Origin of the sequence: Acetivibrio mesophilus, from assembly GCF_004102745.1 — a bacterium.
Lineage (GTDB): Bacteria > Bacillota > Clostridia > Acetivibrionales > Acetivibrionaceae > Hungateiclostridium > Hungateiclostridium mesophilum.
Genome location: NZ_RLII01000007.1, coordinates 127,834 through 149,552, shown reverse-complemented (window position 1 = coordinate 149,552; position 21,719 = coordinate 127,834). Strand labels below are relative to the sequence as shown.

Annotated in this window: 22 protein-coding genes and 1 other RNA gene; 9 read left to right on the top strand and 14 right to left on the bottom strand. The window is 37.9% G+C overall.

Annotated features, from left to right (window positions below; genetic code table 11):
• Window positions 1–176: 176 nt before the first annotated feature.
• On the bottom strand, window positions 177–1,019 hold the full coding sequence (gene rlmB / locus EFD62_RS08165; protein ID WP_069195058.1) for a 23S rRNA (guanosine(2251)-2'-O)-methyltransferase RlmB: 843 nt from the start codon (window positions 1,017–1,019) through the stop codon (window positions 177–179).
• Window positions 1,020–1,171: 152 nt separating this feature from the next.
• Window positions 1,172–1,591, bottom strand: a complete 420-nt coding sequence (locus EFD62_RS08160; protein ID WP_069195059.1) for a Mini-ribonuclease 3 — start codon at window positions 1,589–1,591, stop codon at window positions 1,172–1,174.
• A 175-nt stretch (window positions 1,592–1,766) separates the two neighbouring features.
• Here EFD62_RS08160 and EFD62_RS08155 point away from each other — a divergent pair, with 175 nt between their 5' ends.
• The 3 genes from EFD62_RS08155 to EFD62_RS08145 are packed head-to-tail and all read left to right on the top strand — an operon-like array spanning window position 1,767 to window position 5,632.
• Window positions 1,767–3,299 (top strand): spore germination protein, encoded by a 1,533-nt coding sequence (locus EFD62_RS08155; RefSeq protein WP_128705952.1) that lies wholly within the window; start codon window positions 1,767–1,769, stop codon window positions 3,297–3,299.
• Window positions 3,289–4,398 carry a GerAB/ArcD/ProY family transporter gene (locus EFD62_RS08150; protein ID WP_128705951.1) on the top strand — a complete coding sequence of 370 codons (1,110 nt, stop codon included), beginning with the start codon at window positions 3,289–3,291 and terminating at the stop codon, window positions 4,396–4,398. The genes EFD62_RS08155 and EFD62_RS08150 overlap by 11 nt, the downstream gene beginning before the upstream one ends.
• Window positions 4,382–5,632 carry a Ger(x)C family spore germination protein gene (locus EFD62_RS08145; RefSeq protein WP_069195062.1) on the top strand — a complete coding sequence of 417 codons (1,251 nt, stop codon included), beginning with the start codon at window positions 4,382–4,384 and terminating at the stop codon, window positions 5,630–5,632. Before EFD62_RS08150 ends, EFD62_RS08145 begins: the two co-directional genes overlap by 17 nt.
• Window positions 5,633–5,686: 54 nt before the next feature.
• Here the strand turns inward: EFD62_RS08145 and cysS are convergent, their stop codons facing one another.
• Together cysS and epsC are read right to left on the bottom strand one after the other, a co-directional pair.
• Window positions 5,687–7,093, bottom strand: coding sequence for a cysteine--tRNA ligase (gene cysS / locus EFD62_RS08140; protein ID WP_069196355.1), 1,407 nt, complete (start codon window positions 7,091–7,093; stop codon window positions 5,687–5,689).
• Window positions 7,094–7,127: 34 nt separating this feature from the next.
• Window positions 7,128–7,820, bottom strand: coding sequence for a serine O-acetyltransferase EpsC (epsC, locus tag EFD62_RS08135; protein WP_069195063.1), 693 nt, complete (start codon window positions 7,818–7,820; stop codon window positions 7,128–7,130).
• A gap of 601 nt (window positions 7,821–8,421) precedes the next feature.
• On the opposite strand from epsC, the gene EFD62_RS08130 reads away from it, so the two are divergent.
• Window positions 8,422–8,787 (top strand): phage holin family protein, encoded by a 366-nt coding sequence (locus EFD62_RS08130; protein WP_069195064.1) that lies wholly within the window; start codon window positions 8,422–8,424, stop codon window positions 8,785–8,787.
• A 64-nt stretch (window positions 8,788–8,851) separates the two neighbouring features.
• On the opposite strand, the gene ssrS is transcribed toward EFD62_RS08130, so the two are convergent.
• A non-coding RNA gene (ssrS, locus tag EFD62_RS08125) (6S RNA) lies at window positions 8,852–9,067 on the bottom strand.
• A gap of 176 nt (window positions 9,068–9,243) precedes the next feature.
• Window positions 9,244–10,131, bottom strand: a complete 888-nt coding sequence (locus EFD62_RS08120; protein WP_128705959.1) for a DNA-3-methyladenine glycosylase family protein — start codon at window positions 10,129–10,131, stop codon at window positions 9,244–9,246.
• Between the two features lie 112 nt (window positions 10,132–10,243).
• On the opposite strand from EFD62_RS08120, the gene EFD62_RS08115 reads away from it, so the two are divergent.
• Complete coding sequence (locus tag EFD62_RS08115; RefSeq protein ID WP_069195065.1) at window positions 10,244–11,020, top strand: DUF6062 family protein; 777 nt, start codon at window positions 10,244–10,246, stop codon at window positions 11,018–11,020.
• On the opposite strand, the gene EFD62_RS08110 is transcribed toward EFD62_RS08115, so the two are convergent.
• From EFD62_RS08110 to EFD62_RS08100, 3 genes are all read right to left on the bottom strand, one after another.
• Window positions 11,013–11,870: an Asp23/Gls24 family envelope stress response protein gene (locus EFD62_RS08110; protein WP_069195066.1), complete on the bottom strand. Its 858-nt coding sequence runs from the start codon at window positions 11,868–11,870 to the stop codon at window positions 11,013–11,015. The two genes, EFD62_RS08115 and EFD62_RS08110, sit on opposite strands and share 8 nt — an antisense overlap.
• Window positions 11,871–12,488: 618 nt before the next feature.
• A complete protein-coding gene (gene ytxC / locus EFD62_RS08105; RefSeq protein WP_069195067.1) occupies window positions 12,489–13,406 on the bottom strand; it encodes a putative sporulation protein YtxC in 918 nt (305 codons plus the stop codon).
• A 234-nt stretch (window positions 13,407–13,640) separates the two neighbouring features.
• Window positions 13,641–14,393, bottom strand: coding sequence for a DUF6873 family GME fold protein (locus tag EFD62_RS08100; protein WP_069195068.1), 753 nt, complete (start codon window positions 14,391–14,393; stop codon window positions 13,641–13,643).
• A gap of 760 nt (window positions 14,394–15,153) precedes the next feature.
• Between EFD62_RS08100 and EFD62_RS08090 the strand changes: the two genes are divergently transcribed.
• Entirely contained in the window at window positions 15,154–16,347 is a 1,194-nt protein-coding gene (locus tag EFD62_RS08090) for a M20 metallopeptidase family protein (RefSeq protein ID WP_069195069.1), read from the top strand.
• A 123-nt stretch (window positions 16,348–16,470) separates the two neighbouring features.
• The gene (locus tag EFD62_RS08085; RefSeq protein ID WP_069195070.1) at window positions 16,471–16,689 is read left to right on the top strand and encodes a DUF378 domain-containing protein; all 219 of its coding nucleotides are present in this window, start codon (window positions 16,471–16,473) and stop codon (window positions 16,687–16,689) included.
• 82 nt (window positions 16,690–16,771) lie between these two features.
• Here EFD62_RS08085 and EFD62_RS17770 read toward each other — a convergent pair whose 3' ends face one another.
• Window positions 16,772–16,942, bottom strand: a complete 171-nt coding sequence (locus EFD62_RS17770; protein WP_170176851.1) for a hypothetical protein — start codon at window positions 16,940–16,942, stop codon at window positions 16,772–16,774.
• A 186-nt stretch (window positions 16,943–17,128) separates the two neighbouring features.
• Window positions 17,129–17,857 (bottom strand): YebC/PmpR family DNA-binding transcriptional regulator, encoded by a 729-nt coding sequence (locus EFD62_RS08080; protein WP_069195071.1) that lies wholly within the window; start codon window positions 17,855–17,857, stop codon window positions 17,129–17,131.
• Between the two features lie 261 nt (window positions 17,858–18,118).
• On the opposite strand from EFD62_RS08080, the gene EFD62_RS08075 reads away from it, so the two are divergent.
• Window positions 18,119–19,282: a sensor histidine kinase gene (locus tag EFD62_RS08075; RefSeq protein WP_069195072.1), complete on the top strand. Its 1,164-nt coding sequence runs from the start codon at window positions 18,119–18,121 to the stop codon at window positions 19,280–19,282.
• Between the two features lie 65 nt (window positions 19,283–19,347).
• On the opposite strand, the gene EFD62_RS08070 is transcribed toward EFD62_RS08075, so the two are convergent.
• Window positions 19,348–19,722 (bottom strand): CoA-binding protein, encoded by a 375-nt coding sequence (locus EFD62_RS08070; protein ID WP_069195073.1) that lies wholly within the window; start codon window positions 19,720–19,722, stop codon window positions 19,348–19,350.
• A gap of 17 nt (window positions 19,723–19,739) precedes the next feature.
• On the bottom strand, window positions 19,740–20,393 hold the full coding sequence (locus EFD62_RS08065) for a YigZ family protein (RefSeq protein ID WP_069195074.1): 654 nt from the start codon (window positions 20,391–20,393) through the stop codon (window positions 19,740–19,742).
• 225 nt (window positions 20,394–20,618) lie between these two features.
• Here EFD62_RS08065 and lepB point away from each other — a divergent pair, with 225 nt between their 5' ends.
• Window positions 20,619–21,185, top strand: a complete 567-nt coding sequence (gene lepB / locus EFD62_RS08060; protein ID WP_069195075.1) for a signal peptidase I — start codon at window positions 20,619–20,621, stop codon at window positions 21,183–21,185.
• 44 nt (window positions 21,186–21,229) lie between these two features.
• Here the strand turns inward: lepB and EFD62_RS08055 are convergent, their stop codons facing one another.
• The gene (locus EFD62_RS08055) at window positions 21,230–21,670 is read right to left on the bottom strand and encodes an NUDIX domain-containing protein (RefSeq protein ID WP_069195076.1); all 441 of its coding nucleotides are present in this window, start codon (window positions 21,668–21,670) and stop codon (window positions 21,230–21,232) included.
• Between the last annotated feature and the right edge of the window lie 49 nt (window positions 21,671–21,719).

The following is a 21,719-nucleotide window of genomic DNA, read 5'->3' as shown; positions in this document are numbered from 1 at the left end:
AGAGTTTATATCTAACATAATAGTTTATTATACCTCTACAGCTCACAACTATTCTGACTGCGTATAACCCGATGCTGCAACTTAATTCTATTATCTAAAAAATTCTCATATACAAACCTCTCTATATAGTTATCGGCAGTTTAATTTTGTTCTATATAAGCAATTTTTAATTTATATTAAAAATTTCTTTGTCTTTGAATCTCATACATAATTATAGCCCCTGCGACCGCTGCATTCAATGACGATATTTTTCCCTTCATAGGAATATTAACTATAAAGTCACACTTTTCGGTAACCAGTTTTCCCATTCCTTCTCCTTCACTTCCAATAACAAGAGCCACAGGCCCCTTTAAATCGGACTGGAAAAAAGACTTTTCTCCGGAAAGATCGGTCCCCACAACCCATATATTTCTCCTCTTCAGATACTCTATTGTCTGGGAAATATTTGTCACCCTCGCCACAGGAACATATTCTATTGCTCCTGCCGAAGCCTTTGAAACTGCAGCATTAAGACCTATTGCTCTCCTTTTGGGTATAATTACTCCATGAGCTCCAACCGCATCAGCAGTCCTTAATATAGAGCCAAGATTATATGCATCGGTAATGCCGTCAAGAATTATAATGTAAGGGTCTTCTCCTTTTGACTGCGCACTCTCTAATATATCGTCAACCTCAACATAATCCTTGAAAGAAACATAAGCAATTATCCCCTGGTGTGCATGAGTGGTTGAAATTTTATCAAGATTTGACCTGTCGGTTTCCTGAACTACTATTCCCCTCTCTCTTGCCAGCGCAATAATATGTCTTATCGATCCTTCTTTTTCTCCTTTTTGGACTATAATCTTGTTTATCGTCCTTCCGGCTTTTATCGCCTCAAGTACGGAATTTCGCCCTTCAAGCTTGTCGAGGTCCTCCCTCAAGTCATCCTTATGTTCTTCCCTATCGTTGAATTTCACTTCGGACCGACGTTTCGGCTTAACTCCTGCTCTCTTATAATCTTTCTTCTCAAAATTGCTCATAATCTTTTGTTACCTTCCCTCATAATTATAGATTCGTTGAAAAGCTCGATTTTAAGTACGTAAAATGCAATCTTCTTTTATTTTTCTCAAAAAAATTCAATTTTACCCCAATTTCACCTTGCAAAACAACGTCCAAAAATCCGCAAAGCCTGTCAATTTTCCGAAATAGCCCTTTGCAATATATCTGTCAATCGCTCATAGTCTTTTTTTAAATAAAGGAACCCTATCAAAGACTCAAAACCAGTAGCATACCTATACTCTGCAACATCCGCGTTTTTCGGTATCGTGGCTGATTTGGCATTTCTTCCCCTGCGGACAACACTAAGCTCCTCCTCTGTCAGAGAAGGCATTATCCTGTGTATAATATTTGATTGTGCCTTGGCCTTAACAAAAGCAATAGAACGCTTGTGGAGAACATGTACCGGCACATTTCCTTCACTCACAAGCATTGTACGGATAAAAACCTCATATACAGCGTCACCTATATACGCAAGCACCAAAGGTGACAATTGATTTATTTCCTCCGGTTTATAACTAAATTCACCTGTCATTTTATTAAAAAATTCAATCATCCAAACAACCTTTTTTCAAATAAAAATATATACTCAATGAGATTAATACATTATATAACATTCCACTAATCTAGTAAATATAAACAATTAAAGTTTCTTTCCCTTGTTTTCATAACAATCATAAAAAAGGTAATACTAAATTGAAGATGATTTACGAAAGCAGGGATAATTTACTATGTCTATATATAAGAAAAGAACAAGCAAAAAAAACGTAGATGTGAATTCCTATAATAGTATCCAGAATAAAATAGCCACTTTGAAAAACTTTATGAACAACAGCACGGATATCAGGGAAAGAAGATTTAAGGTAGGGGGCAAAGATGTTGATATAGCCATAGTATTTATTGATAACTTAGTAGATGGATACATGGTTCAGGATCATATTATAAAGCCGATAATGTCAAATTCCTTCGAATGGCCTACAAATAGTGATTATGCCTCAATCCTTGAGACTATAAAGGATTATATGCTGTATGGAGATATAGTAGATGAAGTATACACCCTTGATGAAATGTCCAAAGGAATCCTTGAAGGAAAAACCTTATTATTAATCGAAGGCTCTTCTAAGGCGCTTTTAATTAATACTCAGAGCTTGCCAAAGCGTAGTATTGAAGAACCTCAAACCGAGCCCGCTGTCAAAGGGCCTAATGAAGGATTTATCGAGAGCCTCAAGGATAATTTGGCCTTGATAAGAAAAAGACTGAAAAATCCTAACCTTTATGTAGAAATTATCCATATGGGCAAACAAACCAATAACAAAGCTGCCTTGATTTATATCAAAGGAACTGTCAACAACAAAATTGCGACAGAAGTTAGAAGCAAATTAAACTCTGTTAAGGATTATGATATAGTAAGCAGCGAACAGCTTATGGACCTTATGTGCCCCAAGCCTTTTTCAATATTTCCCCTCATTCAGTGGACTGAACGACCCGACAAGGCAGTTTCATGCCTTTTGGAAGGAAAAGTTGGCGTAATATATGACAACTCCCGAGGTATGCTCATTGCCCCGGTCACTCTGTCAAACCTCATGCAGAGTCCTGACGATTACTATGAAAATTTGTTTATTGGTACCGCCATAACAACTATAAGGTATCTTTCATTATTAATTTCTATTTTTCTGCCTGCAATATATATAGCCGTTACGTCCTTTCATCCGGGTATGCTTCCCACTACCCTGCTTCTTTCCATAACCGGAGCAAGGGTTGGGGTACCAATGCATGCTTTTTTTGAGGCTCTCTTCATGGCAATAACCCTTGAAATTTTGCAAGAGGCCGGAATCAGACTTCCGAAAGTTGTTGGCCAAACCGTTTCAATTGTAGGAGGTTTGGTAATCGGACAGTCCGTCGTAGAAGCCGGCATTATAAGTCCAATTATGGTTATCATAATATCCGTAACAGCAATTTCATCCTTTGCAATACCCAACTACAGTCTAAGTCTTTCCACCAGGGTTTTAAGAATAATCTTCATGATATTAGCAGCTATCTTAGGAGCCTTCGGAATATCCTTGGGAGTTTTGTATCTCTTAGGATACATGTGTTCCTTAAGAAGCTTTGGAATAGGATTTATGGAGCCAATTACCCCATACAGATTCAAAGACTGGAAGGATAGCATATTTGTTGCACCCCAATTCTTTCTGAAAAACCGCCCGGAATACCTCCATTCATCATACGAAACTAAAAGAAAGGGGAACTCGAAAAATGGAAAATAACAGACTCCTGCCGGTACAAATGCTTCCAATAGTTTCCTCGACTATGATGGGTGTAAGCATACTTACCTTCCAACGGAATTTGGCATCCATAGCAAAGCATGATGCTTGGATTTCAATGTTTCTTGGCACAATAGTCGGAGTAATCTCCGCAGTTCTTCTGTATAATCTGATAAGACTAAATCCGGGTCTTGACTTTGCCGAAATAGTAATTGCTCAGGCAGGTAATTGGGTAGGCCGGCTCCTTATAATACCCATCATGGCATATATTTTAATTGATATGGGATTGTCACTAAGAGTCTTCTCCTTCGCTCTAAAAAATTTTCTACTGGACAGAACTCCAATATTTGTAATATCCCTTGTATTGATAATATTTCTTTTAGCTATTGTTGCAAAGGGCATTGGTGCAATCGCAGGTGTCGCAGACATACTCTATCCATTTTTCGTCATAAGCCTCATCCTTCTTATTGCACTTTCTTCTACGGAGTTTCGGAAATTTCATATTATGCCGGTACTCCATAACAACATGCTGAATACCGTTAAAGGAAGTTTGCCTGCTTTTGGTGCAATCTCCGGCTATAGTTCCTTCTCATATGTAATGAAATATATAAACGAACCCAAAAAAGCATTTAAATGGTTCTGCGCAGGCTTTTGTATTTCCTCTATACTATATATAGTTCTCACTCTTGCAACAGTTCTAAGTTTTGTGCCGGAATTGATAGAAAGAATTTCCTTCCCTACTCTATTTTTATCAAAGTCAATAGAAGTGGGAGGTTCTTTCTTTGAAAGACTTGAGGCTTTCATGGTATTAATCTGGGTACCCGCGGTCTTTACATCTGTTGGGATTTACACCTTTGCGTCTGTGAGGAATTTCTGCGTACTTTTCAGTATAAAACCGAAGCATGAAAAGTATGTTACTTATGCCCACATACCTCTCCTTCTTGCTATTACCCTATACCCCAAGAATCAACTGCAGGCAACCAATCTCATGGATATATTCGATACCCTTGCACTCATATTTAGTTTTGGTTTTGTACCGTTAATTCTTTTACTTACTCTAATAAATAAAAGGAGAAAAGCAAAGAATGAATCGAAAAAATAGAGTCATATTAATTATAATTTGCAGCCTGATTATTTTTCTTACCGGATGCTGGGATTCTATAGATATAGAGAACCGTGCATATATACTCGGCATTGCTATTGATGAGTATCCCCCGCTTCCCGAAGACCCAAAAAATGATCAAAATACTTCGCAGAACGAGCAAGAAAAAATGTTTGAAACCAGTACAGAAGTTCATACGGGTACCCCCACCTATGCCATGACAGTTCAGATACCCATTATAAAGCATGCCACCCTTCCCAACACCCAGATAGGAGGCACTTCAGAATCCCGCGCCATCAAGACATGGGATATCACTCAGGTGGGCAACTCCTTTATAGAAATAAACCACTCGATTGCGACAAGAACTAATTTAGTCCCCTATTACGAGCATCTTCAGGTCATTGTTATTTCGGAAAAGGTTGCAAGAAAAGGCCTTGAGAATGCTCTTGATTTCTTTATTCGGGATCCCGAGATGCGAAGCAGGACAAAACTATTTATAACAGATGGGAATGCAAAGGACGTACTTAACGTTATACCAAGGATTGAAGACTATGCTTCAATATATCTTGCCAAAACGTCACAAAATGCAAGGATAAATGCAGAGATAATACACTGGACAGACCTTGGCCAAGCTATTCAATCTATATATTCCGGCGAAGACTTCCATCTTCCCGCCATAAAAGTGACCCAAGATGAGATACTGAATAAAGGTGCTGCTTTATTTAAAAAGGACAAAATGGTTGGATGGGCAGAAGGCCAAGATGCAGAGGTTATTAAAATGTTCCACAATGTGTTTATAGGCGGCATTTTTACTTCAGAGTTTGTAGCCGATGAGCATGATGCTAAGGATGGTGTAATGAGCCTTGAAGTAATCAAAGCAAAGACCAAAATCACCCCTATAGTCCAGGGCGATGATATCGCTTTTAAGATAGACATAAATATTGAAGGAAATTATGCGGAGGGCGTAAATCACCCACTCACCGAAAGAATTGACGCAGATTTTCTGGAAGAAGCCAAAAAGGCCTTTGAGAAATCAATAAAAGATCGGTGTATCGAAACAATAGAAAAAATGCAGAACATGGAGGTAGATGCTTTAAATTTTGGAACTGTTCTAAAAACCAAGGAGCCTGGGTACTGGGATAGGGTTAAAAACAAGTGGCGTGACATTTACCCCAATGTCAAAACCGAGGTAAATGTAAAGGTAGACATAAAGCAGATAGGAAATATTCAATAGCAAAAGCTAGGGACATCGAGTCCCTTCGCTTTTGATTCTTTCATTTTGCTATTTTTACTGTTTTATTGACCATTTTACTCCCTGCGGAGTGTCCTCAAGCACTATTCCCATTTCCTTAAGCTTATCTCTTATCTCATCAGCTGTCTTCCAATCTTTTTCCTTCCTTGCCTGTTGTCTTCTATCTATAAGCTCTTGAATTTCACTATCGATACTCTTTTGCCTGCTCTTTTGGGCAATCCCCAGTACTCCTCCTAGCTCTTTAATCAGTGAATTCGAGTACTCGATGATTTCTTTTGAGGGATTGGTAGTTGCATTTATATTGGTGTTGACCTCCTTTACAATGTCAAACACCGCAGCAATAGCATCTGCCGTATTAAGATCATCATCCATAGCTTCAATGAATCTATCCTTAATCCCAAGAAGTCTCTTTTGAAGCTCCCTTTCACCTTCTGTCATCTTCTCAATCGGTGCATGCTCTATAAGGTACTCAAGATTGTCAATGCAGTTGTATATCCTATCGAGTCCGTTTTTTGACTGTTCAAGAAGCTCGGCGCTGAAATTTATGGGGCTCCTGTAATGAGCGGAAAGCATAAAGAACCTTATTACCTCATAGTCAAAGGTCTTTGCAATATCCCTTACTGTAAAGAAATTACCCTTTGATTTTGCCATTTTTTCACCGTCTACGTTTATGAAACCATTGTGAAGCCAATATCGGGCAAAGGGCTTGCCGTTCGCGGCTTCACTTTGGGCAATCTCATTATCGTGGTGAGGAAATACCAAGTCCTGCCCACCACTGTGGATGTCTATTGTTTCTCCAAGATACTTATTTGCCATGGCAGAGCATTCAATATGCCAGCCCGGCCTTCCCTTTCCCCATGGACTATCCCACGCAGGCTCCCCCGGCTTTTGAGCCTTCCACAACGCAAAATCCATAGGGTCCTTTTTTCTTTCGTTGACGTCAATTCTTGAGCCGAGCTCCAGGTCATCCAATGACTGATGGGACAGCTTGCCGTACTCTTCGAAGCTTTTGGCGTTAAAATACACATCTCCATCTACATTATAGGCAAAGCCCTTCTCCTCAAGCTTTTTAATCAGCTCAATTATTGCATCTATATTTTCCGTTGCCCTTGGATGGACAGTGGCTTCTTTTATCCCCAAACCTTTGGCATCCAAAAAATATTCATTTATATACTTGTCTGCCAACTCCTTTACCGTTATGCCTTCCTCATTTGCCCGCTTTATCATTTTGTCGTCTATGTCGGTAAAATTCTGCACAAACTTCACGTCATAACCCCTGTATTCAAAATACCTCCTTAAGGTATCAAATATAATAAACGGACGGGCATTTCCTATGTGGAAATAGTTGTAAACCGTAGGCCCGCATGAATACATTTTAACTTCCTTTTCATCAATAGGGCGAAACTCTTCTTTTCTTCGGGTCAAAGTATTATAAAGTCTCATCATCTGCTATCTCCTTTCCTTACTCCAATTCACATTATCCTTCATATATCTCTTGAGATACACTCTTCTCTTTCGTACCTTCAGGTTCGTGCTGTTTTTGGGAAAGCTCCTTCTCCAAACTCTCCAGTCTCTGCTTTATCTTGCACAATTCCAGAGCAACCGGGTCAGGGATATGTATCTGATCCAACTCAATAGAAGGTACAATCTTCTGATCTCCCCTTTTAACTGCTCTGCCCGGTACCCCAACCACTGTAGTATTCGGTTCAACCTCACTTAAAACCACTGCATTGGCTCCAATCCGTGAATTGTCTCCCACTTTGAACGGGCCTAGCACCTTTGCTCCGGTACTTATAAGCACGTTGTTTCCTATGGTGGGATGTCTCTTTCCCTTATCCTTGCCGGTTCCCCCAAGGGTAACATTGTGGTAAATTGTACAATTGTCCCCCACCTCGGCTGTCTCTCCTATGACCACACCCATTCCATGGTCTATAAACAGTCCTTTGCCGATTTTGGCCCCGGGATGTATTTCGATGCCTGTCAAGAATCTGCTTAACTGTGAAATAAACCGGGCTATAAGACACATGTTCTTGTTGTAAAACCAGTGGGCAACCCTGTGAAAACAAACCGCATGGAATCCCGAGTATAAAAATATAACTTCCAATACGCTTGTTGCTGCCGGGTCCCTTTGAGCAATCGATTTTGCATCCTCCATAAACTGCTTAAACATGTTTACTCCTCACATCCAAACTAATTGTTCAATATGATTTATATTTACCACATAAACTTAGGTTATATTATAGAAATTTATATGGTAATTCTATGCCTGTACAAATTAAAACCTCGCCCTATAAAACATAGAGGCGAGGCAAACCGCGGTTCCACTCTAATTTGGAATAATCCATCTCATTTGCATAACGGTGCGTCTTCCGTGAAAACCTACTTGCCCATAGCAGAATTACAAATATCGCGTATGGAATTCAGCTTTCAAATTCATGAGTGCACTTCTCCTATCCATTACCTTAAGAACCGCTTTCAGCCATTGACAGTTCCTCTCTTATAAGGATGGCCCCATCTTCTATAGGATACTCTACTCAATCACTATTTTTATCTTATTTAAAATTGTCAAATCAATTTTACCAGATACATCATCTGAAGTAAATACAGCGCTTGTATTTTTGTCGATGCATAAACTATAGTTTGCCCGATTTGAATAATTATAATGTTATTAATTCATAATATAAATGATAAAGCAAAATATAAATTTGTCCACTGAAATTAAGTAATTTAAAGCAAATAATATTAATAACAAGGAGAAAGGAAGTGAACTTATGGCAAATTATAACAATGCCAGGGCAGAGGGTTTCAGTATAATCCATTTCCTCATAAGGCTGGTAGTGGGAGCAGTTGTACTTGCAGTCACAGCAGCTTTAACCCCAGGCTTTTCAATAACAGGTTTCTGGCCACTTATTTTAGGAGCGGTTGTTCTTGCAGCACTTGACTATGTTGCATTAAGGTTCCTCGGTGTAAATGCTACCCCTTTTGGAAGAGGAATTACGGGCTTTATACTGGCAGCGGTAATAATATATATCACCCAGTTTTTCGTTTCAGGCTACAGCGTAACTCTGCTCGGTGCTTTAATAGGTGCATTGATTTACGGTATAATTGATGCTATAATCCCAGGAAGAGCTATGTAAGAGTAAGTATTAAATAATAACTATAATAAAAGGTCTCTGGTTTTGCCAGAGACCCTTTATTATAATTATACCCAAAATGCCGTTCACCTATATTTTGACACCTAGCCCAAGCTAGGTGGGTGTCCTGTTAAAAGCCTCAGCCTTCCACTGCCGTTGCACGTATCTTAAAGATATGTGTCGGAATTAACTTGTGGCCTGACATCCTGCTTTTAAACTCCAAACTCCCTTATGTCAAATGTAGGTTCAAAATAATAGGATACTCCGAACATTTCAGGCTATAGTTTCTATTCACTTACTTACAAACACATTATAACATCACGCCACTTAAAAAAACAAACAATACAATACACATTTAAAGCTACTGAGTCGAGGATATTATAATTAAACTATCAAATGCTTAATAAATCAAAATTATAATTAGTTTTACAATTTGTGTTCGTAAAATAGCCTCCGTTCTTATTTAGCGCCAATTCTGTTTTGTCTAGCATAATAAAAAAGATATTGCTGAGCAAATCCCGCATATTCACCAAAATAATCCCGGGCAAACTCCTGTATTTCTCCAAAACTTGCTTCCCTTTTAAAATACAGCTCCTCCATCACTCTTTTTACCCACACATCGGTGGGAAACACATCATATTTCGTACCGCTATATAATAGTGTACAGTCTGCAACCTTAGGACCCACTCCCTGAAATTTCATCAAATAGCTCCTTGCATCGGAAATATCCATAGAAGCAACAGACCCAAGGCTTATTTGACCTTCATCAATCACCCTTGCTGCACTCATTATGTATTTGCATCTAAACCCAGCTCCGGAGCGTTCGAGTCCTTCCAGGGTTGCGCCGGAAAGCTCCTGGATACCGGGAAACGCATAATACTTTCCTCCGTCCATCTCTATTTCACGGCCATAAGTCCGAGATATTTCATCCACAGTTTTCATTATCCGGGGTATCCTGTTGTTGGCGGAGATGATAAAAGATATCAATGTCTCCCATATATCCTGCTTAAGAAGCCTTATCCCGGAGCCAAATTTTACTGCCTCCTTCATTATCTCATCCTTCATTACTTTCTCTTTAATGTACGAATAGTCCCTTCCCAGGTCAAAGTAATCAAACCATATATTCTTAAAATCCTCTATATCGGTATTTGACAATTCCAAAATTGCATCTTGGCACTTTACATTTATTGCCCTGCCATATGCGACTCCTGTGTAACTTTGGTCAAGCTGTTTTATCCACCTAAAGCACTGCCCGCAATCAAATACATGGACAGGGTCAAAATCCAATACCCCCTCAACAATGACCTTGTTGTCCTTATGCTCAATTTTATATCCCTTGTATTCCATATTCTCACCGTACCTCAATAATTTTTTATCTTATTTATATATAATACCCTCTTTTTCTGCTATAATTTAAATAAAAAGATTTCTCCCCATTAAACATTGAAAGGAAATTGTCATGAAAGAAAAAATATACACAATACCTGTAACCGATGCATTTAACACCGATTGCGAGTGTCCCTTGTGCGTGCTTGAAAAAAAGTTGGAGGACGAAAACGTTGAATACGTATTAGGACCTTTCCTGATGGAGCCTGAAGGAAGAATGGAGACAAATGAAAACGGCTTTTGCAAAAGGCATTTTGAGCTTTTATACAACACCCAGGCAAACCGCTTAGGTCTAGGGCTGATTGTTGATACCCATATGGTCGAACAGAACTTACGACTCAAAAAAAATTATGAGGACAAAAAAGATCAGCTTAAAAAGGATTCCGATGTCTCTTTTATTAAAAACCTGTCGGGCAAGCTCTCTTCAAAGCAAACCGAAACCCGCAAGTTTGTAGATGAATTGATTGAACACTTAAGTAAGCTTGAGAACTCCTGTACCATTTGCACAAGAATCAACCATACCATGGACAGATATATAGACGTAATTTTATATCTTTATTTTAAAGAGAACGACTTCAAAGACCTGTTTCACAGCCGCAAGGGATTTTGTCTCAAGCATCTAAAAGTTCTTCTCGAAGGCGCAAAAAAGTATCTTGATCCAAAGGAAACCGCCATATTTGTAGACAATCTGCTCTCTATGCAGGTGCAAAACTTGGAACGAATTCAGCAAGAGGTAAACTGGTTTACAAAAAAGTTTGACTACCGTAATAATGACGCTCCCTGGGGCAACTCAAAAGATGCACTGTTAAGAAGTATTCAAAAGCTGGTGGGCTTTTGCAACCTCAAGTAGCCCAATCGCTCCGCCTCGCATCCAAAACCTTCTGGGGATCTAAAACAAGGCTTTTTGCCGTAAGGTTCAGGCTTTTTATATTGAGCGCCGTAAGCTTTTCAACTTCATCAATTACCTTTTTTTGGACCTCTCTTAAAAGAGACTTTATCCGGCAACCATACACCAGCACAAGGTCCATTTCAATATATATACCCTCAGGATGATTCTCCACCCTGAACCTTGATATTTTATTTACTCCTTCAATGTTTGAAGCAACATAATCCACTATCTGATATATGGTATAGTCGGAAATAGTATAGTTGCCAAGGTAGCTGAAAGTAGGGCGAACAACAGATTTCTCGCCGATTAGCTGAAAGCTCCCTTTCCCTTTCCTTCTAAATATCTGCAGAGGGTCAAGAAAATACCCTGAAAAGTCTTTTTTTATTTCAAAAGTGGGCACCGGAATAACATGCTTTCCCTGTTCCTTTCTTGTGGTAAGCGCCTGCTTTATCTCAAAATCCGTTGCCACCTGTTGTATATAAACCTTTTCACTTATCTCCGGGAACTCCAGACGCTTTGCTATGGCTTCAACCATACCATCCGATGTCCCGAGAATAAGTATCCCTTCAGGATTGTATTGCCTTATAGCCGTCTTCACATCATTTGCATGCTCATCATCTGTAAACAGAGCCCTCTTAATAGAGCTTATTTTTGTTTTTTCCTTTTTGGCAGAAGTCCCTGCGATGATCTGTGCGCCTCTTATAAGAAGACCGTCATCAATAATAAAGTCTATTCCTCGCTCCCGCGCAACCCATACAGCTCTATGGCTCTTACCAGTCCCGCTTGGTCCTACAAATCCAACAACTCTCAAGTTTATACCTCCACAAACTTCCAAAACTCCAATTCAATAAACAGTACAACTTTTCCTTTATATTAAAATCAATTTTACCACAAAACCGTCCTCCATTACAATGAGGGCAAATTTCCCTTTCATAATTGCATGAGGCAAAAAGAAAGCGATTCTAGTTTAAAGAGGTAGTGTAGATATTATTCCTTATAAAATTATTTCCCCCAAAACAGGGAAAAGAGAGTATATCTACTCTCTTTTATCCCGGATATTTTTCTTTAGTTTTTTTACTTGTCATCTTTTGCTTTTAAGTCTTCTAATCCTTGGTATCTTATATTTTTAGTCATTAGTATAAAGAAAAGTTATATTATTTGCTTAAAAATTGCTACAAAGTTTAATCTCTTGCCAATCTTCTTAAAAGCATCTTACAATAGAGGACTTACCACTTTCTATATTATGTACAACAAATAACACTTATATACATCATATTGTATTATATGAATATTGTATCATTTGATTGTATATTGTCAATATGTACGGCAAAAAAATTTGAAGGAAATTAGTACTATTTCTGTTTTCCTGTAATTTTTTATCAAAAAAAGAGGGCCTCTTCGACCCATTCTACTTGGCTAATGTTTTGATTTAGCTTTTATTCTCACTTCTTACCATGTTTACTATGCATAATTCACATTCGGAACATATGACAACCTTGCCCCAAAAAACATTTTTAATGGTTTCAAGAAGCTCCTTGTTTCTGAAGGATTTAGCGCCATGTATCAAAAGCTTCCTTGGTGCCATAGTAATAAGAAAACTTACAAGAAGGTCGTCATAATTGATTTCTCCTTCGGGTATGTCGTTCATAAACTCCTGAAGACAATCATTGGTTATTTCATTCTTGTTTTCGTCGAGGAGTATATACTTATTGTCATAGCCTACAATAATATGGACAGCATTGAACTTTGGTTCCTGTATATCTACAAAATATCTTAAAAGCCTGATAAACTCCCTATATTCCCTCTCCATAAGGAAATCATCCATAGCTTTATCAACTATTTCTTCAAGATCTTTCATATAATCCTTCAGACGAAAATTTACAAAGCCATCCAGTATAACACTGTTTGAGCATTCAAAATACTCCAGCAGCCTTTTTATTATAATGTTCTTTCTTCGGATCTGAAAAAAGCTGTTTAATAGGTTTCTTTCCTCATTTTTTATAATTGCAAGGGCAAGCCTTTGTATTTCCTTCCTTTCTACCTGAGTAAAATAACCATAATTGCAATTTATTATTCTATATATCAATTTTTCTTCATATTTATCAATAATAAAAGTCGCTAATGCAGTAGAAACATTTAAAACCAATTCATTATATAAATGAGAATCCATATCCGAAGGAGCATCACCATCTGCAAAGGTACAGATAATTGAAGTTGAGCCTTCCGAGTCGACAACATCTCTTACTAGGTAATTTCTATTTTTCTTATTATTTCGGGATAATTCATTTATCAAACAGTTTTTCAAACTGTCTGCATGTTCATTAACCCCAATACAAAGAAACTGCATCAACTTCACATCCCTTCAAACGTAGTATATGTCTTAGCAATTTGTTGTATGCAGTAAGCAATATATACAATTTATGGCACAATTTTCTCAATTTCCAACATTTTATTATCAAATTGAAACCTAGCATATTATTACCCAAACATTCATACATATTTTTATAGTATATTATATGCAAATAAGTATAGTTAGTTACAAAAGGGATTAAAAGGTCTTAGCCTTAAATTCACTGCTATTTCAATCTGTAAGAAGCGGTATTATCGTGCCTATGTCCACCACAGGACCATCGAAGAGCGAAACTATCTCGACACCTTTTTTCAAAAGAAAATCCTCTATCCTCTTATAAGATTTAAGATTTCGGACATTGCCTGCAACAGCCCACATTCCCTTGCCAATAAGCCCGGTGCATCCTCCTATGAATCCATTATTAAAGCCCGGAAGCAATATGGCATCCTCTTCTATAACCAGTACATCAATCCCTTTTTTTTCAGCTACCTTGGCAATGCCTATATCCATGGTTATTATAGAACTTTCATCCACAACAGATATTGCACACTTTGCATAACCTTGTTTTATATGTACCAACTCTATATCCATTTCAATCAAATTGTTCTTAAGAACCCTGTCAGTATATTTGGTGTTGTGAAATACAAGGTTTCCCACTCTGGCTGCGTTATAGTGAACACTTCCAGGGTATCTTGGACCAAGCTCCGTTTCTCCCTTTATGAGCAAAAATCCTCTGGCCGAAAGGGCACCAAGAACGCCTTCGTCCGCTCCGGGGGCATATACAATCTTTCTTTCCCCCAAATGATGAAATATAGCATCGGGATGATATGAAATAGCCGGGTAAAGCCCCAAATGTGGTTTTGTCTTAATCAGTTCAATACCCTTCCCTTGTAATCCAGCCTCCAAAGAGGTGCTGATTCTTCCGTCCACCATGGCAAGACGAACACTTTTTTCGGGGATATTGGGCATATTTATGTAATTCATCAACTCACCTGCTCTATATTCTTAAAAATCCTCAACCTTACATAAAGTAATCATAAAAAAAGTTATCAAGTTATCACAATTCTTTTTTTATATTCATAATATAAAATATCTTAAATATTAGTCCTTCTTACTTATAAAATTATATACTATTTTAGACAAACAGGACGTAAAATATATTATTAATAAATATTTGCTTTTTTGCCATATGTTCGCTACTAACTGCCGGACAATTAAAAAAACCGGCGGTTGTTCAAATAAACCGCACCTTTTACAAAAGGTGCGGATTTTATTTGGCCTCTTGGAATGAAATGAAAGAGGCAAAAGCGAAGGGACTCGGTGTCCCGAGCTTTTTTTTGCGAAATTAATAATTAATTCTTTTATGGGTACAATATTATCAGACCTATTTTATTGTTTGCAACCGATTTAACAATACTCTTTCTAACGGGAGTGATATTATGACAACTATCAACTGCTCGTCAAATTGTGTTCACCAACAGGATGGCAAGTGTACACTTGATAGTGTCACAAAAAACTCAGCTTCAGTCTCCCCTGACTGTGTTTTCTTCGAAGAGAAAGTGTCAAAGCGTACTGTAAGAGAAATTTAGGAACAAGGTGCATGCCTTGTTCTTCCTATTTTTTTATATCTCCTTGCCAAAATCCCCATTTACTTGCACTTATTTGAGAATTAATATATATTTTAAATATATGAGCTTCCACAAAATCTATGGTGCTTACTACATATTAAATAGGGTGATAAAAAATGTACACTTTAGAAATAAATGAGAGATCCTCTCAAATAATAGATGATATTATCCGTATAAGAAGGGATATTCATAGACATCCCGAATTGGGCTTTCATGAATATAGAACCTCCTCCATCGTATCGGATTTTTTAGAAAACCTTGGTTTCACGGTTTATACAAACATAGCCAAAACCGGTGTTGTCGGGGTCCTTGAGGGCAAAAGCTCCGGCAAGACAATTGCAATAAGAGCTGACATGGATGCACTGCCGATTGCCGAGGAAAATGATTTTGAGTATGTGTCCCAAAACCCAAATGTTATGCATGCCTGCGGCCATGATGCCCATACTGCCATAGCATTAGGAGTGGCAAAGATACTTTCCGGCTTTAGGGATAGAATATCCGGCAATGTTAAGTTTATTTTCCAGCCGGCTGAAGAGGGCCTGGGTGGAGCTGATTTCATTATTAATGAAGGCGTACTGGACAATCCTTCAACCGATGCGATAATTGCCCTTCATGTTTCTCCGCTTTTGAAGTCGGGCCAAATTTCAATCGGTACAGGCCCTGTGATGGCTTCTCCCGCCGATTTTGACATAGTCATTAAGGGTAAGGGGGGACATGCAGCACAACCCCATAAATCCATTAATCCTATATCCATAGGTGTTAATATTTTAAATATGTTTTCCTCAATTATTCCAAAGACTATTACACAGACCCTTAGCCCCTTTAAAAGCGCTATCCTGTCCATAACATGCTTTGAAGCAGGCAATACCTATAATGTAATTCCTTCACAGGCTTTTATTAAAGGTACTGTCAGAGCTTTTGATAGGGAAACCCACGATGAAATATATGCTAAAATGCAATCTATAATTGCCTCAATAACATCGGCAGAGGGAGCAGACTTCTCTTTTAATTATGATCTGAGCTATCCTCCGGTTATAAATAACGACGAAATTGCAAAGCTTATTTCAAATGCATCGAAGAAAATCATAGGCAAAGATAATGTACTGGAAAAACCCGAGCCTTCTATGCTGGCAGAAGACTTTTCATATTATACCCTAAAAGTCCCTGGTGCGATCTTTAATTTGGGCTGTAGCAATCCTTGCGATGAGAACTTCCACAACCTTCACTCCAGCAGATTCAATCTTGACGAAAACTGCATAAGTACTGGAATGCAAATATTATCCCAGTGTGTTCTGGATTTTCTGGGATAATATTTTTCCTCCTTTTTACTTTTATTCCAATTCATTTTTTGCTATGAATTTTTAATTTTTCGTCGGTAATAATACAGATATAATTTAATATAAAGCTTAATTTGATAAAAAGGAGTTGTAATTATGGATAGAACACCTTTGGATAGACTGGCTTTGGCTTTAGTTATAATCGGAGCACTAAACTGGCTTTTGGTTGGACTGTTTGACTATAACCTAGTAGCAAGTTTGTTTGGTGTAGGCTCATTTATTACAAGGACAATATATTCAATAGTAGGTATTGCAGGGTTATATAGCATAAGCTTGCTATTTAGAGAATCAGCTCCTGTGGATAATAAAGCCTAAGTATAGAAAACCAGGTGCCTTAAGCTCTACTATAAGGGCACCTGGTTTTTTAAATTATTCCCTCGTGATAGTTATAAACCTTCTAACTTATATTTTTAATCTCCACTTCATTCGAAACAAGAACAACCTTAATATTCAAACATACATCTGCGTCAATCGAAACATCATATGTTTTGACTCCCAGTCTTTGAATACTCTTGTCGATCTCACTTTTTATCTGACTTTCAAGAATATCATAAACCATATTGCTCAAAACTATCCTCTCCTTCCTCAACGCATATATAATATCAAAAATTTTTCCTCTTGTTAATACTTTGGGAAATTTGAATAGATATTTTTTTGAATTTGGGAATATATCTCAAAAAAGCACCTTCCTGTATGGCCTAAACCTCAGGCAATACAGGAAGGTAAGCAAAAAATCCCCTGGTATTTAAAATCTCTACTCGCCATCCCAATTGTGATAAACGTTCTGGACATCATCCAGATCCTCCAAGCTTTCAATGAGCCTATCCATAAAATCAATCTGCTTTTGATCGGTCAGTGTAGTCATAGTCTGGGGAACCATCTCAACTTCAGCCTCGACAAAATCATAACCATCCTGTTCAAGGCCTTCTCTCACATTTGAGAAATCCTCCGGCGATGTAATTATTTCAAAATACTCCTCCTCGGTGGAGAAATCCTCCGCCCCAAGGTCCAAAGCTCTCATCATAAGGTCATCTTCTTTAACCTTGTCACTCTTCTCAATAAGTATTACGCCCTTTTTGTCAAACATAAAGGACACACAGCCCGATGTACCGAGATTGCCTCCGAATTTATCAAAGAAATGCCTAACATCACCCGCCGTCCTGTTTCTGTTATCCGTCATGGCTTCAACAATAACAGCTACACCACCGGGGCCATAACCTTCATATGTTACTTCCTCATAGTTGGCTGAATCAACGTCACCTGCCGCCTTCTTAATACTCCTCATGATAGTATCATTGGGCATATTAGCAGCTTTTGCCTTGGCTATAACGTCCTTGAGCTTTGAATTGACTTCGGGGTCGGGTCCCCCTTGTTTTACGACTATAGCTATTTCCCTTCCGATTTTTGTAAATACTTTTCCCTTCTGAGCATCTGTCTTTTGCTTTTTATGTTTTATATTAGCCCATTTTGAATGTCCTGACATAAAATACCTCCTTAACGATATATATAAATAACTACATAAAACCGATATAGTTTTGTCCTTTATAAATTATAATATTAAAAGTCTATTTTATAAAGGTATTCTGATTGAATTCGAAGTTTTTTTGTCATGAATGCCAAAAATGTATTTACATATTTGTTTTTATTGTATAAAATAGGTATGACATTTTATGTATATAGCCCTATATTATTCTATGTAAAAAATATATGAAATCATACTTATTATAAAGTAAGGGTTGGTACTATGAACAGTAAACCTTATATCAGTACATGCACGAGGATTGTAATATATTCTGTGCTTGCACATTTAGTTATTGCAAGTGTTGGTTTTATTTCATTTATGTACGAGACAACTAACAAAGCTCCTGCAGATGATAGTGCCCTCCTTGACCTGCTGCTGGCACAAAGCATTTTTATCCTTATATTGGAGGTTCTGATTTTTGTTGCTCTTATACTGGTTGTGGTATATGCCAATAAGAAATTGAGTGATATTTCTTCAAAAAATATTGATGATATTGAAAATTTGAAAAAACAACATCAACGTGAGCTTGAAGAAAAGAATGAGCTAATTCGAAACCTTACCTCACTCTATGAGAAAACTATAAAAACAAGCAGTCAAAAGTCAGAGTTCTTTTACAACATGTCCCACGAGCTAAAAACCCCCTTAAGTGTTATTCTCGGGGCTATACAGCTTATCAGTCAAAAATATCCTCTTGACGGGAATGACCGCAGAAAATCAACTCGACATTTGGTTACCATAAAGCAGAACTGTTACAGGCTTTTGAGGTTGATAAACAATATCCTCGATCTTAGTCGCATTGATTCCGGCTACATCAAGACAAATCTGGTAAATTGCAATATCGTATATCTGGTGGAAGACATAACCAGCTCCGTAATCCCTTATGTAGAGCAAAAAGGGTTGACTTTGGAGTTTGATACCCTCAATGAGGAAATTATAACTGCTGTGGACGTTGACAAAATTGAAAGAATACTTCTAAACCTCTTATCCAACGCTATCAAGTTTACCAATGAAGGGGGCAAAATCTCAGTAAAAGTAGCAAATAAATTCAATAATGTGATTATTAAAGTTAAAGATACAGGCATAGGAATACCTCAGGATATGCAAGCGGCTGTTTTTGAGCGCTATCGTCAAGTAAATAACGATCTCACTGCAGAGATTGACGGAAGCGGCATAGGTCTTTCCATTGTAAAGTCCTTTGTTGCCCTTCACAATGGAACCATCAGGGTAAGAAGTGAAGAAAATAAGGGAAGCGAGTTTATAATATCAATGCCCATCCACCTTTGCGAAGAGAGTCAATGGCATGATCCCAGCAGGCAGAATTCCCAGAGCAAAATAATTGAGGCTATCAATATCGAATTTTCCGATATATACTCGATAGCCCCATAAAATCCCGGAATTTCCACCAGACGCAATTTATAGCTCAGCAATTTCAAAAGCTTATTATAACCGCTCTATCTCAAAGCCACAAGGACACAGGCCTGAACAGCATTTAATCCCTTGCTGTCAATAAGCTCCATAATTTCATTGTTATGTGTACCCGGCTGAAGCCAAATATTTTGCACTCCAAGTCGTGAAGCCTCTTCTATAACTTCCTTGCCCCGTTTTGGCGAAACCACCATATCAATAACCTCCGGAACTTCCGGAAGAGATGACAAATCACTGTAGCATCTGTCACCCTCAATAGTTTCATAGTTGGGATTTACAGGATATACTGTGTATCCCTTTGACTTAAGCTTCTTATAAATCTTATTTCCATACTTTTCCGGATTATCACTGGCGCCTATAACAGCCCAAACTTTTTTCTCCAGCATTTTTTCCTCCAGCATAGCACTACCTCCTCAATCTATAATATAATTTTTCCCTGGGAGTCCAATGTAATGTAGCAACTGTCTCCCTTCTGAATAATTGCTCTTGCGTTTGTTGCTTCATTGATCATATCCACAAAAGCTTCGACCTCGTCGTTCGGAACAAATACTATTATCTCCACATCCTGTTCGTATATAACATCTTTTATCGTAAAGCCCTCGGAAATAAGGATATTCTGAACTTTCCCAAACAGGGTATACTCTAAAACTATATTTACCTCTCTGCAAAGCTTTTTTGTCACTATTCCGGCTGCTTCTATACCCATTGAAGCGCTTTTGCTGTATGCCCGTATAAGCCCTGCAGCCCCAAGCAAAGTACCTCCGAAATACCTTGTTACTACAACCACCAAATCTCGAAGCTCCATTCTCTTTATGACTTCAAGCATGGGAAGTCCGGCAGTCCCCGACGGTTCTCCGTCATCACTAAACTTCTGTATAATATTCTTCCCACCAATATAGTAGGCGTAAACATTATGCGTGGCATTCCAGTACTTTGATTTTAATCCTTCAATAAACTCCATTGCCTCTTCTTCGGTTGATATCGGCTTAACCGATGCTATAAATCTGGATTTCTTTTCTTCAATTTCATACACCGCATGGTTTAATACTGTTTTATATACTTTATCCAACATTATCCACCTTTTTGCTTTGATTATTGTACTCTCAAATCTTTTTCATCATCTATATTTTAACATTATATAGTTTCTTACTCTATAGTTTTTCGATTATATATTACAATATCAAAATTCAATGGAAAATCTTTATCTCAAAATATATAGTGGAAAAATGCACATTAAATGATGTATAATATTATCAAAATGATAGAAAAGTCAACTTCTGTTAAGGAGGAATATATTGTGAAAATTATTAAAGAAATTTTAAGTTGGACTGCCCATATTCTTCTTGCCATCGTTTTTGGTCTCTCAATTACAATTTTTATTCTACAGCCCACCATGGTTCAAGGGATTTCTATGGAGTCGACTTTGCATAGCAATGATCGTGTAATAGTAAATAAGCTGGTTCATACCTTGGGATTTGAGCCTGACTATGGAGATATTGTTATCTTGGATAAACGGCTAGACAGACCCCGCAGCATTGCCGATGATATAGTGGACAGCCTCAGGTACAACGCTATTTCCTATCGTTTCAATAAGGAGATTGATGAAATTTTCTGGATCAAGAGAGTTATAGGCAAGGCCGGAGACAAGCTTGAATTCAAGGACGGAAAGGTTTACAGAGACGGTATTGCACTGGATGAACCTTATATAAAGGAACCTATGCTTTATTCTTCCGATGAGGTAATAATCGTGCCGGAAGGCCATGTTTTTGTAATGGGAGACAACAGAAACAACAGCTATGACAGCAGGATGGTTGGACCTATTCCTTTAGATCATATAATAGGTAAGTATGTTTTTAAGTTTTAAGTTTTTTGTGAAGGGGCTATCTGGCCCCTTCACTTTTTACAGTCTTAATTAAAAGCGTACTCGTACTCTTTATTCTGCACCATTTCTCGGTATTTTTTATATGCCAGACTCACCAACGACTTGTCATAGCCTGAATTAATAAGATTCATGGCTTCGTCAATTTTAACAAAGCTCATGAATCCAGTTCTGCTCTTTTCTATTTTATTTTCTTCGTTAAGGGATTCCATAATATACCATGTCGTTTTGTTGCAGAAGGGTTTTTTACATGTTGTAGATGAGAATTCATAATTTGTCTGTCCTGCTGTGAATACAATTTCGGGTAATATACCGGACTCTTCCCTGATTTTTCTTAATGCTACTTCACTTGAAAGTTCTCCATCGTGCATTACCTCCCTCGGAAGCACCCATTCATCCCTCTCATTTTTAAGAAGAAGGACTTTGTCTCCCGAGAACACCACTCCACCTGCAAAGCTCCTCATCAGCATAATAAAAACCCCTTTCATAATTTGATTTATATATAATACATATTCGTAA